General features: G+C 66.7%; 16 protein-coding genes. 5 read left to right on the top strand and 11 right to left on the bottom strand.

Annotated features, from left to right (window positions below):
• Both AC6EI8_RS16070 and mutY read left to right on the top strand, forming a co-directional pair.
• A partial coding sequence (locus AC6EI8_RS16070) for a zinc finger domain-containing protein (protein ID WP_498382368.1) occupies window positions 1-157 on the top strand: 157 nt, incomplete at its 5' end.
• Between the two features lie 58 nt (window positions 158-215).
• Window positions 216-1,499: an A/G-specific adenine glycosylase gene (mutY, locus tag AC6EI8_RS16065; protein WP_498382366.1), complete on the top strand. Its 1,284-nt coding sequence runs from the start codon at window positions 216-218 to the stop codon at window positions 1,497-1,499.
• Window positions 1,500-1,587: 88 nt separating this feature from the next.
• Here the strand turns inward: mutY and AC6EI8_RS16060 are convergent, their stop codons facing one another.
• From AC6EI8_RS16060 to AC6EI8_RS16010, 11 genes are all read right to left on the bottom strand, one after another.
• Complete coding sequence (locus AC6EI8_RS16060) at window positions 1,588-2,241, bottom strand: LON peptidase substrate-binding domain-containing protein (RefSeq protein ID WP_150084691.1); 654 nt, start codon at window positions 2,239-2,241, stop codon at window positions 1,588-1,590.
• An 85-nt stretch (window positions 2,242-2,326) separates the two neighbouring features.
• A complete protein-coding gene (rapZ, locus tag AC6EI8_RS16055) occupies window positions 2,327-3,208 on the bottom strand; it encodes an RNase adapter RapZ (RefSeq protein ID WP_498382365.1) in 882 nt (293 codons plus the stop codon).
• 247 nt (window positions 3,209-3,455) lie between these two features.
• On the bottom strand, window positions 3,456-3,746 hold the full coding sequence (locus AC6EI8_RS16050) for a PsiF family protein (protein WP_149320114.1): 291 nt from the start codon (window positions 3,744-3,746) through the stop codon (window positions 3,456-3,458).
• 199 nt (window positions 3,747-3,945) lie between these two features.
• Complete coding sequence (gene hprK, locus AC6EI8_RS16045) at window positions 3,946-4,917, bottom strand: HPr(Ser) kinase/phosphatase (RefSeq protein ID WP_006576781.1); 972 nt, start codon at window positions 4,915-4,917, stop codon at window positions 3,946-3,948.
• Between the two features lie 73 nt (window positions 4,918-4,990).
• Window positions 4,991-5,446, bottom strand: a complete 456-nt coding sequence (ptsN, locus tag AC6EI8_RS16040; RefSeq protein ID WP_149320115.1) for a PTS IIA-like nitrogen regulatory protein PtsN — start codon at window positions 5,444-5,446, stop codon at window positions 4,991-4,993.
• 404 nt (window positions 5,447-5,850) lie between these two features.
• Window positions 5,851-6,204, bottom strand: a complete 354-nt coding sequence (gene hpf, locus AC6EI8_RS16035; protein ID WP_149320116.1) for a ribosome hibernation-promoting factor, HPF/YfiA family — start codon at window positions 6,202-6,204, stop codon at window positions 5,851-5,853.
• A gap of 49 nt (window positions 6,205-6,253) precedes the next feature.
• Window positions 6,254-7,732, bottom strand: a complete 1,479-nt coding sequence (locus AC6EI8_RS16030) for an RNA polymerase factor sigma-54 (protein WP_498382367.1) — start codon at window positions 7,730-7,732, stop codon at window positions 6,254-6,256.
• Between the two features lie 177 nt (window positions 7,733-7,909).
• Window positions 7,910-8,734 (bottom strand): LPS export ABC transporter ATP-binding protein, encoded by an 825-nt coding sequence (gene lptB, locus AC6EI8_RS16025; protein ID WP_149320117.1) that lies wholly within the window; start codon window positions 8,732-8,734, stop codon window positions 7,910-7,912.
• Window positions 8,735-8,833: 99 nt separating this feature from the next.
• Window positions 8,834-9,463: a lipopolysaccharide transport periplasmic protein LptA gene (lptA, locus tag AC6EI8_RS16020; RefSeq protein WP_498382364.1), complete on the bottom strand. Its 630-nt coding sequence runs from the start codon at window positions 9,461-9,463 to the stop codon at window positions 8,834-8,836.
• A gap of 116 nt (window positions 9,464-9,579) precedes the next feature.
• Window positions 9,580-10,209 (bottom strand): LPS export ABC transporter periplasmic protein LptC, encoded by a 630-nt coding sequence (lptC, locus tag AC6EI8_RS16015; RefSeq protein WP_149320119.1) that lies wholly within the window; start codon window positions 10,207-10,209, stop codon window positions 9,580-9,582.
• 8 nt (window positions 10,210-10,217) lie between these two features.
• On the bottom strand, window positions 10,218-11,201 hold the full coding sequence (locus AC6EI8_RS16010) for a KpsF/GutQ family sugar-phosphate isomerase (RefSeq protein ID WP_149320120.1): 984 nt from the start codon (window positions 11,199-11,201) through the stop codon (window positions 10,218-10,220).
• 276 nt (window positions 11,202-11,477) lie between these two features.
• Here AC6EI8_RS16010 and AC6EI8_RS16005 point away from each other — a divergent pair, with 276 nt between their 5' ends.
• From AC6EI8_RS16005 to AC6EI8_RS15995, 3 genes are all read left to right on the top strand, one after another.
• The gene (locus AC6EI8_RS16005) at window positions 11,478-13,457 is read left to right on the top strand and encodes a monovalent cation:proton antiporter family protein (RefSeq protein ID WP_498382363.1); all 1,980 of its coding nucleotides are present in this window, start codon (window positions 11,478-11,480) and stop codon (window positions 13,455-13,457) included.
• Between the two features lie 182 nt (window positions 13,458-13,639).
• Window positions 13,640-14,212 (top strand): adenine phosphoribosyltransferase, encoded by a 573-nt coding sequence (locus AC6EI8_RS16000; protein WP_149320122.1) that lies wholly within the window; start codon window positions 13,640-13,642, stop codon window positions 14,210-14,212.
• Window positions 14,213-14,382: 170 nt separating this feature from the next.
• Window positions 14,383-16,058: Na/Pi cotransporter family protein (locus tag AC6EI8_RS15995; protein WP_498382362.1), on the top strand; the 1,676-nt coding region annotated here is incomplete at its 3' end.

The raw sequence follows: 16,058 nt of genomic DNA, 5'->3' as shown, positions 1-16,058 counted from the left end.
CGATTTCGTCGGCAGCGACGGCGCCAGCGGCTATTTCCAGCTCGACTGCCTGGTCTACGATCGCACCGGCAAGCCCTGCCGGCACTGCGCCACGCCGATCCGGCAGATCGTGCAGGGGCAGCGCTCGACCTTCTATTGCCCGCAATGCCAGCGCTGAGCGGAGCGACACGCCGCGCTTGACTCGAAAAACACCGCCGACCCCTCGCTACTTATCGATGCCTCGCCGCTCTACCACTCGATCCGCCATTCGCGCCACCACGGATTCCGCTGCCGATCCCGCCGCCGCCGAGGTACCGCCCGCCGAGGTGCCGTCCGATTTCGGCGCCCGCGTCGTGCAATGGCAGCGCCGGCACGGGCGCCACGACCTGCCCTGGCAGAACACGCGCGATCCCTACCGGATCTGGCTGTCGGAGATCATGCTGCAGCAGACCCAGGTCAGCGCGGTGATCGACTACTACCAGCGCTTTCTGGCGCGGCTGCCGACCGTGCAGGCGCTCGCCGAGGCGCCGGCCGACGAGGTGATGGCGCTGTGGGCCGGGCTGGGCTACTACTCGCGGGCGCGCAATCTGCACCGCTGCGCCAAGCTGGTGGTCGAGCAGTACGGCGGTCGGTTTCCCGGCGATCCGGCCCTGCTGGCGGAGCTGCCCGGCATCGGCCGCTCGACCGCGGCGGCGATCGCGGCGTTCAGCGCGGGCGTGCGTGCGCCGATTCTCGACGGCAACGTCAAGCGGGTCTTCGCGCGCTGCTTCGGCGTGCACGGCCATCCCGGGGAGAAGGCGATCGAGAACAGGATGTGGGCGATGGCCGAGGCCGCGCTGCCCGCGCCGGGCCCGCGCCAGTCCGAGGACATGGTGGCCTACACGCAGGGGCTGATGGATCTGGGCGCGACCGTCTGCTCGCGCGGCAAGCCCGCCTGTCTCGAAGACGCGGCGCGCTGCCCGCTGTCGGACCTGTGCGTGGCGCGGCGAGAGGGGCTGACCGCGGTGCTGCCGACGCCGAAGGCGCGTGCGCCGATACCAGAGCGCAGCACGGTGATGGTGGTATTGCGGCATGGCCGCGAGGTGCTGCTGCGGCTGCGCGCGGACAGCGGCATCTGGGGCGGATTGTGGAGCCTGCCGGAGCTGCCCGTGCCGGCGCTGCCGTTCGATGCCGAACAGGCCGAGGACGATGCGCTTGCCTTCGGGCGGGCCTTCGGCACCCCGGCGCGCGCCGCGATGGTTGCCGAGATGACGCACGTTTTCACCCACTTCCGGCTGCTGATCCGCGCGGTGCGGGTCGACATGGCGGCATTGGGGTTGCGCGATGGAAGCGGTGTTGGCGGTGTTGGCGGTGTTGGCGGTGTGGGCGGTGTGGGCGGTGTGGGCGGTGTGGGGCCGGGCGATGCAAGCGATGCGGGCGCGGCGGCGGAGCAATGGCGCTGGCTGTCGCTGGACCGGCTCGATGAGCTGGGCATGCCGGCACCAGTGCGCAAGCTGCTGGCCGGCGAGGGACTGCCGTAATTGTTCTGAAGCAAGGAGTGGTACTGGTCGGCGCCTGCCTGCAGCGGGGCGCACGGGCTCGCACCGGCCGCGGGGGGGCGGCCGCGCGCTACAGCATGTGGTGCTGGCGCATGAAGCGATGCACGATCTCGATCCGCATGCCGGCGTCGGGCAGCGCCATCAGCATCTGCCTGGCCTTCATCGGCACCGGCAGCAGTTCGCATAGCCGGTTGGCGACCCAGCTCGGGTCTTCCCACTGCATCGGCTCGGCGAATGGCAGCTTGTGCGGCGGCGCATGCAGCGAGGCCACGATGCGGCGCAGTGCCGCCAGGCATTCACCCAGCAATTCCAGCTTGCAGTCGATCACGTCGTCGGGCAGCAGCTCGGCGCGCGCGACCAGCAGGCCGTCGTCGCGGGTATGGTGCTCGAGCACGCGGAAGCGCTGCCTGCCGCGCGTCTCGATCAGCAGCACGCCCAGCTGCTCCATATTGCAGTCGACGATTTCGGCCAGGCAACCGACCGCTTCCGGCACCGTGGCGCTGCCTTCCTGCGCGACCTCGGGGCCGCTGGCGATCAGGCAGACGCCGAACGCCGCGTTGTCGCGCAGGCAATTGCGGACCATGTCGACATAGCGGGGTTCGAATACGCGCAGCGGCAACCGGCCGCCGGGAAACAGCACGGTATGGAGGGGAAACAGCGGCAGGCTGTCGACTTCGACGTGGAGCGGTGCCGCGTGATTGGACGCTGGGGAACTGGAAGACATGCGATCCCGAGAAGACTTTCGCTCACGGGGCGAGGGCACGCAGGTGGCGCCGCCGCCGGGATCCACCGCCTTGGCGCTGCCCGGTTCAGCCTACCGGAACCAGCTCGCGGTGTCTGACCAGCACATTACCATGCGCGCGGAAGTAGTTGGCAAGTCTTTCCGCGATGTACACGGAGCGGTGCTGGCCGCCGGTGCAACCGATCGCGACCGTCAGATAGCTGCGGTTGTCCGCGACGAAGCTCGGCAGCCATTTCTCCACATAGGCGCGAATGTCCTCGGCCATCGCCAGCACCATCGGCTGGCTCTGCAGGAAATCGATGACGGGCGCATCGCGTCCGGTCAGGGGCCGCAGTTGCAGGTCGTAATACGGATTGGGCAGCGAGCGCACGTCGAACACCATGTCGGCATCGCTCGGCACGCCGTGCTTGAAGCCGAACGAGGTGAACAGCAGTGTCAGCTCCAGATTGTCGTCGCGGATGAAATCCTTGATCCATGCGCGCAGCGTATTGGTGCGCACATTGCTGGTGTCGATGCGATGCGCCGATTCGGCCAGCGGGCTCAGCAGCTCGCGTTCCATCTCGATCGCTTCGACCAGCGGGGTCTCGTTCGGTACGGGCGCGCCGTCCGCCTCGCGCGCAGCCAGCCGCACCGACAGCGGATGGCGCCGCCGCGTTTCGGAATAGCGCTGCACCAGCGAATCGGTACTGGCGGTCAGGAAGACCACGCGGACCTCGTGATCGGCCGACAGGCTCCGCAGCGTCTCCGGCAGCCTGGCCAGCGATTCGCGGCTGCGGATATCGGTGGCGATACCCAGATGCGTGTAGCCCTCGGCCGCAAGGTAGCGGGCGAGTTCGGGGATGAACTGCGCGGGCAGGTTGTCGACGCAGTAGTAGCCTGCGTCTTCGAGCACGTTCAATGCAACCGATTTGCCGGAGCCGGAAATGCCGGTGATGAGGACGATGCGCATAACGCTTGAAGGATAGCATCGCGTGATGATTGCGTCATGACGGTCCGATGAAATCCGCGGCTCGTGAGGCGGCCATCGGCGGAAATGGCGGCGAAAGCGTGCGAAAGCCGCGCAATGGGTAGTGAGCCGGCAAAGAAAAAGGCGAACCGCCGTGTGCCGCACGATTCGCCTTTATTTCTTTCCGACTCTTGTTTCGCCGTCTATTTCGCTTTCCGGCGCTCCGGAACAATGCCGGCTCGGTGTGCCGTCATGCGGACAGGCATTCCTTCATGAACGCCTTGCGTTCGTCGCCCTTCTTGCCGCTCGCCTGCGCATTGCACGCCTTCATCTTTTGCTGCTGCGAGTTGCCGGCGGTGGCGGGTTTGGCCGACAGGCATTCCTTCATGAAGGCCTTGCGCTCGTCGCCCGTCTTGCCGGCCGCCTGCGTGTTGCACGTCTTCATCTTGCTCTGCTGGCTGTTGCCGGAGGCGGTCTGGGCAAACGCGCCCGTGGCGACCAGAGGGCACAGCAGCACGCAGGTTGCGATCAGTGTCTTCATGCTGAAATCTCCTGACTGAGGATCGGGTCGCCAAGCGCAGGATGCGCAACGGCGCAGGCTGGGCGTGATGCCCATTACAGCACAAAACGCTGAAAACCCCAATCAGGTTGACGCTGTCGGCGTGTCCGGCACGCCGATGCGTCAAGGCGCAGTTGCGGCGCGGCCCGGGCTGCCGAAGGAATCGGGCTCGGTCAGACGCTCAAAGCAGGCGGCCCTGGCCGCGCGACGCCGCATCGGCCTGCATCGCCGCACGCTGGCGGTCCATGAAATCGCGCAGCGTGTCGATGCCGCGCAGACGCAGGATGGTATTGCGCACCGCCGCCTCCACCAGCACCGCAAGGTTGCGGCCGGCCGCCACCTGGATCTTCACCATATGGATCGGCAGGCCGAGCACGTCGAGATATTGCGAATCGAGCGGCAGCCGCTCGAATTCGCCGTCGTTGCGGCGAACCAGCTGGACCACGAGCTTGAGCTTCATCTTCCGGCGCACAGCGGTTTCGCCGAAGATCGTCTTGATGTCGAGCAGGCCCAAGCCGCGCACTTCCAGCAGGTTCTGCAGCAGCGGCGGGCAGCGGCCCTCGACGAAATCGGGGCCAAGACGCACGAAATCGACCGCATCGTCGGCGACCAGGCCGTGTCCGCGCGAGATCAGTTCGAGGCCCAGCTCGCTCTTGCCAAGGCCCGATTCGCCCATGATCAGCACGCCCATGCCGAGGATGTCGAGGAACACCCCGTGCATGGTCACGCGCGGCGCGGAAATGCGCGACAGATACAGCCGCAGATGGTCGATGACCGCAGCCGAGGATACCGGCGTCGTGAACAGCGGCGTGGAAGAGCGCGTGCAGCGCAATTCCAGGTCCGGCGGCGGCTCCATGCCGTCGGCCACCACCAGGAAGGGCGGCTCGAGCAGGATCAGCTCGCCCATCTGGCGCTTGCGCGTTTCGTCGTCGAGCCGCTGGTAGTAGGTGATCTCCGGCTTGCCGAGCACCTGGATCCGGTTCGGGTGAATCAGGTTCAAGTGGCCGACCAGGTCGGCCGCCGAGGTCGCCTCGCGTGCGAAGTCGAGATCGAAGGCGCGATCGGCGCCCTCCAGCCCGGCCACCCAGGACAATTTGAGGTCGGCTGCGTTGTCGTCGAAGATCGACTGGGAGGTAACGCCGGTGAGTTCCATGCGGGATGAGGCGGGGCGCTGGGGCGGTGGTGAATGCGGGTGGCGCGGCGGTCGGCCGCTTACGCCGAGAGGGTCAAGGATGCCATTGCACCAGCAACTGGTGAACCGCATCGGGCGTCGGCAAAGCGGCGAGGCCTTCACGCATATCGCGATCGGACAATAGCTGAGCGATTTCCGACAGGATTTCGAGATGCTGCTGCGTGGCCTGTTCGGGCACCAGCAGGAAGATCAACAGCGAAACGGGCTTGCCATCGGGCGATTCGAACGGAATCGGCTCGGCAAGCCGCATGAAGGCGGCCAGCGGCTGCTTCAGGCCCTTGATGCGGCCATGCGGAATGGCCACGCCGGCGCCAAGGCCGGTCGAGCCGAGCGATTCGCGGGCGAACAGATTGTCGGTCACCGTGGCGCGCGCCACGCCATGGTTGTTCTCGAACAGCAGCCCGGCCTGTTCGAACACGCGTTTTTTGCTGGTGACGCTGACGTCGAGCGAGATATTGCCGGGCGGCAGCAGTTTGGCCAAACGGTTCATTTGAAATGCGCGGAATTCCTGATACTGGCGCCGCCATGCGGTTTCTTGCCGGCGTGGGCCGGTCTGCCGTTGCTGGGCGGTGCGTTCGTTGCCGCCGCTTCCCGACTATCAGCGTGCGGCACATTATAGTGCAGGGGGGCTCCCTGCCGTCCGATGCCGATCGCCCCGAGCGGCATTGCGCAAGGAAACGGGGCGGGCATTCTCTACATGTATTGCACAGCATACACCGGGAAGCCAGCCAGACGGAACCCCATCCCGGTTTCATCCTATAGGTTGCACGGCGAGCCGGCACCGCGGCCTCGCCCCAGTCTCCGCGCGCGGGGCGCAAAAAAGCCGTGCTCCTGGCACGGCTTCTTTCCTCACTTCAAGGCCGGCCGGCGTTGTGGCCGAGCCGAATCTTCAAGCTACTGCTGGGCCTGACTGGCCACGAAGCTGTGGTACTTCAGCGATTCGCGGTCGTGGCTCTGCACCTTGTCCTTGTAGCGGATCACTTGCCGGTCCAGCTTGTCGACCAGCATGTCGATCGCCGCATAGAGATCTTCGTGGTGCGCCTCGACAAAGATGTCCTTGCCCTTCAGATGCACATTGATTTCCGCGCGTTGACGGCGATCCTTTTCCTTTTGATTGTCGACCGATAGCAGCACGCTGACGTCAATAACCTGATCGAAATGCCTGAGGATTCGCTCCAGTTTCGTTTCCACGTACTCACGCAGCGAAGGCGTGATGTCCAAGTGGTGTCCACTGATCTTGAAGTTCATAGCGCTTCTCCTTCTGAAAGAGCCGCACCAGGCAGGCGATGCGACTCGGCTACAAAGACTTGCGAAGGTTCACGGCGGGGATCTTCAAGGCTTCACGGTATTTGGCGACGGTACGTCGCGCCACGACGAAGCCTTGTTCCCCCAGCAGTTCGGCAATCCGGCTGTCGGACAACGGGTTTCTGGGGTCTTCGGCTCCTATCAACTGCTTGATCAGCGCACGGATTGCGGTGGAAGAGGCGGCACCGCCGGTTTCGGTCGATACATGGCTGCCAAAGAAATATTTCAGCTCGAATGTCCCCATCGGGGTGGCCATGTACTTATTGGTCGTCACACGAGAAATGGTCGACTCGTGTAGACCCAGTGTATCGGCTATCTCCCTCAAAACCAAGGGGCGCATCGCAATTTCACCGTGCGTGAAGAAATTCTTTTGCCGCTCCACGATGGCTTGTGCGACGCGCAAAATGGTGTCGAAACGCTGCTGGATATTCTTGATGAGCCAGCGCGCCTCCTGCAGTTTCTGCTGCAATCCCGCGGCGCCGGTATCGCCTTTTGCACCGCGCAAGATTTGCGCATACATGTCGTTGATGCGCAGCCGCGGCATCACGTCGGGATTGAGCTGGGCGATCCAGTTATGGCCGCTCTTGCGCACGAACACGTCGGGCACGACGAAATCCGCTTCCGGCCGGCTGTAGGCGTGGCCGGGATAGGGCGCGAGCGAGCGGATCAGCTCGTGCGCGGCCTTCAGCTGCATGTCGTCGACCTGCAGCGCCTTCTTCAGGCGGGTGTAATCGCGCGCGGCCAGCAGTTCGAGGTGATGGCGCACGATCGTCATCGCCAGCTCGCGCTGCGGATGTTCGATGCGTCGCAGTTGCAGCGACAGGCATTCGGCCGCGTTGCGCGCCCCGACCCCGGGCGGGTCGAAGCTTTGCAGCAGCGTCAGCATCGCATGCACTTCGTCGAGCTCGAATTCGAGCTCTTCAGGCAATTCGGAAAGGATTTCCTCGAGCGAGGCGCTCAGGTAGCCGTCGTCGTCGAGCGATTCGATCAGGAAAATCGCCAGGCCCTTGTCGCGCGTGGAGATTTTCAGCGGCGCCAATTGCTCCATCAGATATTCGCGCAGCGTGGGCTCGGCATCGCGCAATTGCAGCGGCGTTTTCTCGTCCTCGTCGCTTTGCGGACGGCGGGCGAAATCGTCCAGGCTCCAGTCGCCGCCATAATCGTCGCCCGCGCCGTCGGCATAGCCGTCGTCGGCGGACGCGGCGCCATCCGCGCACGAATCGGCGGGGGCCGTCGGCTCGGAAGACGGGGTCGTGGTGGTGGTCTGGACATTGACCGACCCGTCGGCGGCGACCCGCAGCGGGCTTTCGATCCAGTCGTTTTCGCGTTCGAGCAGGGGATTCTCGGTCAGCGCCTGCTCGACTTCCTGTTGCAGTTCCAGCGTGGAGAGCTGCAACAGCCGGATCGACTGCTGCAGCTGCGGCGTCAGGGCCAGATGCTGGGAGAGGCGTAGCTGTAGCGACGGTTTCATGCGGCCTATTTTATGCGCAACTTCGGCCGCGATGGAACGGAATTTGCTATCGGAAGTTTCGATTGCGTGGTCAGAAGCGATTGCCTGATGGATCACCAGTGCAGGATCCATACATCGCCCGCGCACAAACGAAAACGGCCGCCCTCTGTACGAGGGCGGCCGCGCGCCAAACCGCCATTACATGCGGAAGTTTTCGCCCAGATAGACGCGCCGCACCGATTCGTTGGCGATGATGTCCTTGGGCTCGCCGGCCGCGAGCACCGCGCCTTCGCTGATGATGTACGCGTGGTCGCAGATGCCCAGCGTCTCGCGCACGTTGTGGTCGGTGATCAGCACGCCGATATTGCGTGCCTTCAGGAAGCTGACGATGCGCTGGATCTCGCCGACCGCGATCGGATCGACGCCGGCGAACGGCTCGTCGAGCAGGATGAAGCGCGGCGCCGAGGCAAGCGCCCGTGCGATCTCGACGCGGCGGCGCTCGCCGCCCGACAGCGACAGCGCGGGGTTGTTGCGCAGGTGCGCGATCTGCAGATCGTCGAGCAGGCTGTCCAGCCGCCGCTCGATCTCGGCGCCGGACAGCGCCTTGCCGTTGTCTCGCTGCAGTTCCAGCACCGCGCGGATGTTCTGCTCGACATTGAGCTTGCGGAACACCGACGCTTCCTGCGGCAGGTACGACAGGCCCATGCGCGCGCGCTCGTGGATCGGCAGGCCGCTGATGTGCTGGCCGTCGAGCACGATGTCGCCTTCGTCGAGCGCGACCAGGCCCACGATCATGTAGAACGAGGTGGTCTTGCCCGCGCCATTGGGGCCGAGCAGGCCGACGACCTCGCCGCTCTTGACGTCCAGCGACACGTCCTTGACCACGGTGCGCGAGCCGTAGCGCTTCTTCAGATGACGCACCACCAGGTTGCTGGTGGCCGGCATCGTGCCCGCGCCGGCACCGGCTGCGGTGTTGGCGTTGGCGGCGGGAGCGGTGGCGGTAGCGGTGTCGGCAACGGACATGTGGGCAATCCTTTGATACTGCGTAATGCGAAGCGGGCGTGGCGAAGCGTACGTGGCGCGGCGTGCGCGGCGTGCGGGTACGTCAGGCCCGGGAAGCGATCAGGGCTTGGCCGTCGGCGAGCCCTTCAGGTCCACGCCGGCGCCACTGCCGCCGGTCCCCTGGCTCTGGCGCGGCGACAGCACGGCGCGTACGCGGCCGGACGGGTTCGCCGGCGCCGCGTTGCCGCTGCCACCGGCCGCGGTGTAGAACTCGTTGCGGCTGTCGTAGGTCAGCACCGCGCCGCGGATCTCGTCGACCACCTTGGCGCCCGCCAGCCGCGCCATGCGCGCATTGCCGATCAGCTTGGCCACTTCCTGCTTGCCGTCGTATTCGACGCGGTCGCCCCAGCCGTCGATGTACTCGTCGACGTTGTCGCGCTTCTGCCGGATATAGGCCTGCTTGCCGCCCTTGGAGGTGGCCACCGCGTACTGGTAGCCCTCGGGATCGGTGCGCACCTCGGCGGCATCGGACTTGAGCACCATGGTCCCCTTGGTCAGCACCACGTTGCCGGTCAGCGTATAGATCTGCTTGACGTCGTCGTAGCTGGCGTTGTCGGCCTCCAGCACCAGCGGCTTGTCGCGGTCGGCGCGTTCGGCGAGCGCCGGCAGGGCGAGCGTCATGCCGGCGGCGAAGGCGAGCAGCACGGCGGTGGCGCGGCGGCGGGTCCAGGTCGTCAGGGTCAGGGTCATGTTGGCCACGATGGCGTTGATTGGCGTTGTCCGGGAATCGTCCAGACGGGGCGAGTGGCCCGGACTGGCGCGGAGATCGTTCGAATGGTGCGCGCCTGGCGCGGCGCCGCGATGCGTCATGGCTGTTTCGCGCCGCCGCCGCGCGGCGCCATCACGATGGTGCCGCGCACATTGCCGAGCAGATTGACCTCGCGCGTGACATTGTTGAAGACCAGGCCGTTGGCCGTCATCACCGACGGTCCGCGGGTCAGCTTGACCGGCTTGTCGGTCTTCACGATGTCGTCGTTGATCAGGATCTGGAAGTAGCTCGAGGTCGCGCTCATCTGCGGGTCCTGCGATGGATCGGCGCCCTGCACGCGAACGATATGGGCGTTGCCGAACAGGTCGATCACGCTGGCGTCGGCGTTCATCTTGCCCAGGTCCGCGGTACCGGTCACCGGCGGCCGGTCCGGTTCGTAGGCGCGCATCGCCGGCCGCGTGACCTCGTAGGTCTGGTCGTCCTCGTAATGGATCATCCGCTCGCCGGTGAAGCGCATCTTGGTGCTGCCGTCCTCGGCCAGTTCGGTCGCGGTGAAGCGCTCCATCCAGTAGTCGGGCACATGGCGCTTCTGGCGTTCGGTATCGCTGACCTGGCGCGGCGTGTTGATCTGCACCAGCCAGAACGTACTGCCGGCAACGAGCGCCATCAGCAGCAGCGGCATCAGCCGCAGCGCGAGGCGGGACAGGGAAGGGAACAGATCCCGCATGGCGTTCGTCAGATGACCTTGGCCCGGGTCAGGTCATGGATATGCAGCGCGCCCACCAGGCGCTGGTCGGCGTCGACCACCAGCAGCTGGTTGATGCGGTTTGCTTCCATGACCTGCACCGCCTCGACCGCGAGCTGGTCCGGCCCGACGGTGAAGGGGTTGGCATGCATGACCTCGCCGATCGGCACGGTCTTCCAGTCGCGCGGCGTTTCCAGCAGCCGGCGCAGGTCGCCGTCGGTGAAGACGCCGATCGCGCGGCCCTCGGCATCGACGATGGCGGTCATGGCCATGCCCTTGCGGGTGATCTCCATCAGGGCCTGTGCCAGCGGCGTGCTTTCGCGGACTTCGGGCACCGCATTGCCTGTGCGCATCACGTCCCGCACATGGGTCAGCAGCTTGCGGCCGAGCGCACCGCCGGGGTGCGAGCGGGCGAAGTCCTCTTCGCCGAAGCCGCGCGCGTCGAGCACCGCCACCGCCAGCGCGTCGCCCAGCGCCAGCGCCGCCGTCGTGCTGGCGGTCGGGGCGAGATTCAGCGGGCAGGCTTCCTTCTCGACGCGGGCGTCCAGATGCGCGTCGGCCAGCTGCGCCAGGTTCGATTCGACATTGCCGGTCACCGAGATCAGCTTGGCGCCGATGCGCTTGACGATCGGCACGATCGACAGCAGCTCGGAGGTTTCGCCCGAATTGGAGAAGGCGATCAGCACGTCGTCGCGGGTGACCATGCCGAGGTCGCCATGCGAGGCCTCGGCGGGATGGACGAAGAAGGCTGGCGTACCGGTCGAGGCCAGCGTGGCCGCGACCTTGCGGCCGATATGGCCGGACTTGCCGATGCCGGAAACGACCACGCGGCCCGAGCACTCCAGCACCAGCTGCACCGCCCGCGCGAAGTCCGGCGTCAGCCGCGACGACAACGCGGCGACCGCATCGGCTTCGATCTGCAGGGTATGGCGTGCGAGCTCGAGTGCTCTTTCCGCATTGAAATTGGCTATCATGGCGACGAAGTATACCAATGAATGCGATGACGCCCGGGCCGGTCGCGGCGCGTCCGGCCCGGCGTCTGCCTCCGCGTCCGGGTTCGGTCTGCGCCGGCTGGCCGCCCCCGGCAACATGCCGCCGTGCCGGGCAGGCCGTTCCTGGTCCACCGCTTGCTTTACCGCCGGCGCAACCGCTGCACTGCTGCACCGCTATTCGGACCACAGCTCGCACCACAACCAGTACCGCACGAGCACCGCTCGCACCACCGCTCGCACCACCACCGGCCCGCCCGAATGCATTCTCCGCTGGACTTGACCCTTGTGCTGCTGGCCGCCGCCGTGCTCGGCGTGGTTGCTTTCCGCATGCTGCAGCTGCCGCCGATGCTCGGCTATCTGGCGGTCGGCATCCTGATCGGACCGCACGCGCTTGGCCTGGCCAGCGATTCGGGGCAAACCAAGTACCTGGCCGAGTTCGGCGTGGTCTTTTTGATGTTCTCGATCGGGCTGGAGTTCAATCTGGCCAAGCTGCGCGCGATGCGGCGGCTGGTGTTCGGCCTGGGCGGCAGCCAGGTGGTGCTGACCATGCTGGCGGTGGCGCCGGTCGGCTGGCTGTTCAGCGCGGTCTTCGACCTGAGCTGGCAGGCCTCGATCGCGCTGGGCGGCGCGCTGGCGATGTCGTCGACCGCGATCGTCTCCAAGATGCTGTCCGAACGGCTGGAGCTGGAGACCGAGCACGGCCGCAACATCTTCAGTGTGCTGCTGTTCCAGGATCTGGCGGTGGTGCCGCTCTTGATCGTGATTCCCGCGCTGTCGCGCGACCCCGGCGAGCTGCCGATGGCGCTGGGCCTGGCCATCATCAAGATCGTGGTGGCGCTGACGCTGATCTTCGTGCTCGGCAAGGAAGTGGTCAGCCGCTGGTTCCATGTGGTGGCCGCCCGCCGCTCGCAGGAACTGTTCATGCTGAACCTGCTGCTGGTCACGCTGGGCATGGCGGCGCTGACCGAGCGGCTGGGGCTCTCGATGGCGCTCGGCGCCTTCATGGCCGGCATGCTGATCGCGGAAACGCCGTACCGGCATCAGGTCGAGGAGGACATCAAGCCGTTCCGCGACGTGCTGCTCGGGCTGTTCTTCGTCACCATCGGCATGCTGCTCAATGTCCGCGTGGTGATCGACAACCTGTGGCTGGTGCTGACGCTGCTGATCGTGCCGGTGCTGTTCAAGTTTCTGCTGATCGCGGGCCTGGCGCGGCTGTTCGGCTCGCGTCCCGGGGTGGCGATCCGCACCGGCCTGGGGCTGGCGCAGGCCGGCGAGTTCGGCTTCGTGCTGCTGAACCAGATCGACGGGCTGGGCCTGGTCGATCCGGTGCTGACGCAGGTGATTCTCGCGTCGATGCTGCTGTCGATGCTGGTGGCGCCGTTCCTGATCCAGTACAGCGACGCGATCGCGATGCGCTTTGCCGCGAACGAATGGCTGCTGCAATCGCTGAACATGACGCGCATCGCGGCGCAGAGCCTGCAGACCGAGAAGCACGCAATCATTTGCGGCTACGGCCGCAGCGGCCAGAACCTGGCGCGCATGCTCGAGCGCGAGGGCATCGGCTATGTCGCGCTGGACCTGGACCCTGACCGCGTGCGCGAGGCCGCCGCGGCCGGCGATACGGTGGTCTACGGCGATGCCGGCCGGCGCGAGGCGCTGATCGCCGCCGGCATCCACCGCGCCGCGGCGGTGATCATCACCTATGCCAACACGCCGTCGGCGCTGAAGGTCCTGCACCATGTGCACGAACTCGAGCCGGCCCTGCCGGTGATCGTGCGCACGGTCGACGATTCGGAGCTGGAGGCGCTGCAGCGCGCCGGCGCCACCGAGGTCGTGCCCGAGATCATCGAGGGCAGCCTGATGCTGGCCTCGCATGCGCTGGTGCTGCTGGGCGTGCCGATGCGGCGCGTGGTGCGCGGCGTGCAGCAGGCGCGCGATGCGCGCTACAGCCTGCTGCGCGGCTACTTCCACGGCCGCGACGACGAGGAGGACATGATCGAGCGCGACTCGGTGCGTCTGCATTCGCTGTCGCTGGGCCCGGACGCCACCGCGGTCGGCCGGCGCCTGGGCACGCTGGGGCTCGAGCATATCGGCGTCGAGGTCACCGCCGTGCGGCGGCGCGGCATCCGCGCCTTCGATCCGCAGCCCGATACCGTGCTCGAGCCCGGCGACATCCTGGTGCTGCGCGGCACGCCCGAGGCGCTCGAGGCGGCCGAGCAGCGCCTGACCGAACGCTGACGGAGCACGCCCCCTCTCCGCGGCCCCCACGCGCAAGTGGGAGCGGGGCGAAATAGACAGCAAGCACAGCGACGGACGCAAACCGATCTCCTCTCCCACCGCGGGAGAGGGGTAGGGGACAGGAAGCCGTTATCCTAGATGGCTGGCGCTTCAGCCACCCCTTTCATCCGCAGTTTCAGACCATGCCCGCTCCCACCATCCAGTCCCCGCCCCTGGGCGACGTCACCACCTATCTGCGCGACCGCATCCGCACCGTGCCCGACTGGCCGCAGCCCGGCGTGATGTTCCGCGACATCACGCCGCTGCTGCAGGACCCGAAGACGCTGCGCGTGCTGATCGACGTGTTCGTGCACCGCTACATGGATGCCGGCCTCGACGTGGTGGCCGGTATCGACGCGCGCGGCTTCATCCTCGGCGCGATCGTCGCCTACGAGCTGAACCTGGGCTTCGTGCCAATCCGCAAGAAGGGCAAGCTGCCGTTCCAGACCGTGGCCGAGGAATACGAGCTCGAATACGGCAGCGCCACCGTCGAGATCCACGCCGATGCCTGCAAGCCGGGCGACCGCGTGCTGCTGGTGGACGACCTGATCGCCACCGGCGGCACCATGATGGCCGGACGCCGGTTGCTGGAGCGGCTCGGCGCGACCGTAGTGGAGGGCGCGGCGATCGTCGACCTGCCGGAGCTTGGCGGCTCGCGCCATCTGCTCGACAGCGGGCTGCCGCTGTTTACCGTGTGCCGATTCGAAGGCCACTGAACCGCAAAGTCGCAACGCCGCAGCGCCGCGAAGCGTTGCAAAGCCCACCATCGCTGGCGCCCCGCGTTGCCCTTGCCCGCGGCGCGGGCGCATAATGGCCGTTCATTCACAACAAGGGCCGGGCGGCCCCTGCCTCTGACCGCCGCACCGGCCGCAATGGGTGCCACACCATGGGCGTTCTGCTTCATCTGCTCTCCGGGGTCGCGCTGCTGGTCTGGGGCACGAATATCGTCAAGGTCGGCATTCTGCGCGTCTACGGCGCGAATCTGCGCCACGTGCTCTCGGCCAGCGTTGCCAATCGCTTCACCGCCTTTGCCGCCGGCCTCGGCGTGACCGGCCTGGTGCAAAGCAGCAATGCGACCGCCGTCATCGTCAGTTCCTTCGTCAGCCAGGGCCTGATCGCGGTCGCCCCCGCGCTGGCCATCATGCTTGGCGCCAACGTCGGCACCGCGCTGATGGTGCAGGTGTTCTCGCTGGACCTGTCGTGGCTGTCGCCGCTGCTGATCTTCGTCGGCGTGATCGCGCATCTGAGCTGGAAGGGCAGCCGGCCCGGCCACGTCGGCCGCGTGCTGATCGGCCTGGGGCTGATCACGCTGGCGCTGGAGCTGATCTCCAATGCGACCCGTCCGGTGGTCGAGGCCGCCGGCGTCAAGGTGCTGTTCGCCAGCCTGACCGGCGATACCGCGCTCGACATGCTGGTCGGCGCCTTCCTGACCGTGCTGTCCTATTCGAGCCTCGCGGTGGTGCTGTTCTGCGGCGCGCTGGCCTCGGCCGGCGTGGTGTCGATCCCCGTCGCGCTGGCGCTGGTGCTGGGCGCCAACCTCGGCTCGGGCATCTCGGCGTTCCTGACCACCTCCGGCAACAACCAGCCCGGCAAGCGGGTGACGCTGGGCAATCTGCTGTCGCGCCTGCTCGGCTGCGTGGTGGCGCTGCCGCTGCTGGACGAAGCCCAGACGCTGTTGCGCGCGCTCGATGCGGACCCGCAGCGGCTGATCGTCAATTTCCACCTGCTGTTCAACGTGGTGCTGGCGGTCGCGCTGATCGGCCTGACCGCGCCGCTGGCGCGGCTGTGCGAAACCATCCTGCCGGGCCGCAACACCGGCGAGAGCCAGGTCACGCCGCGCCATCTCGACCCGGCCGCGCTGTCCACGCCGACGCTGGCGCTGGCCAACGCGGCGCGCGAGGTGCTGCGCATCGGCGACCGCGTCGAGCAGATGCTGGACAACATGCTGCGCGTGCTGCGGACCAACGATGCCAAGCTGGCCGCCGCCACCTGCCGCATCGACGACGAGATCGACGATCTCTACACCGCGATCAAGCTGTACCTGACGCGCATCAGCGTCGAGGCGCTCGACGAGCGCGACGGCCGCCGCTGGACCGAAATCATCTCGCTCAATATCAACCTGGAGCATGCGGCGGACATCATCGAGCGGATCCTGCTTGACGCGCGCGACAAGAAGATCGCGCACAACCTCGTGTTCTCCGAGGCCGGCATGCAGGAGATCACCGAGATGCACGCCCGGCTGATCAGCAATCTGCGGCTGGGGCTGTCGGTGTTCCTGAACGGCGACCTGAAGAGCGCGCGGCAGCTGATGCGCGAGAAGGCGACCTTCCGCGAGCTGGAGCGCAAGTATTCGCATACCCACCTGCGCCGCGTGGCCACGCAGACCATCGAGAGCATCGACACCAGCTCGCTGCACCTGGACGTGATCAGCGACCTGAAGCGCCTGAACTCGCTGTTCTGCGCCACCGCCTATCCGGTGCTGGAGGAAGCCGGCGCCCTCGATCGCAGCCGGATGCGGGAAGAGGACGGCCAGCCGCAGGAGGAGGGCATCCCTGCGCCCGC

It is taken from the genome of Cupriavidus sp. R6-3 (assembly GCF_059772245.1).
Note: the sequence above shows the minus strand (reverse complement) of the source record. Positions and strands in the feature narration are given on the sequence as shown.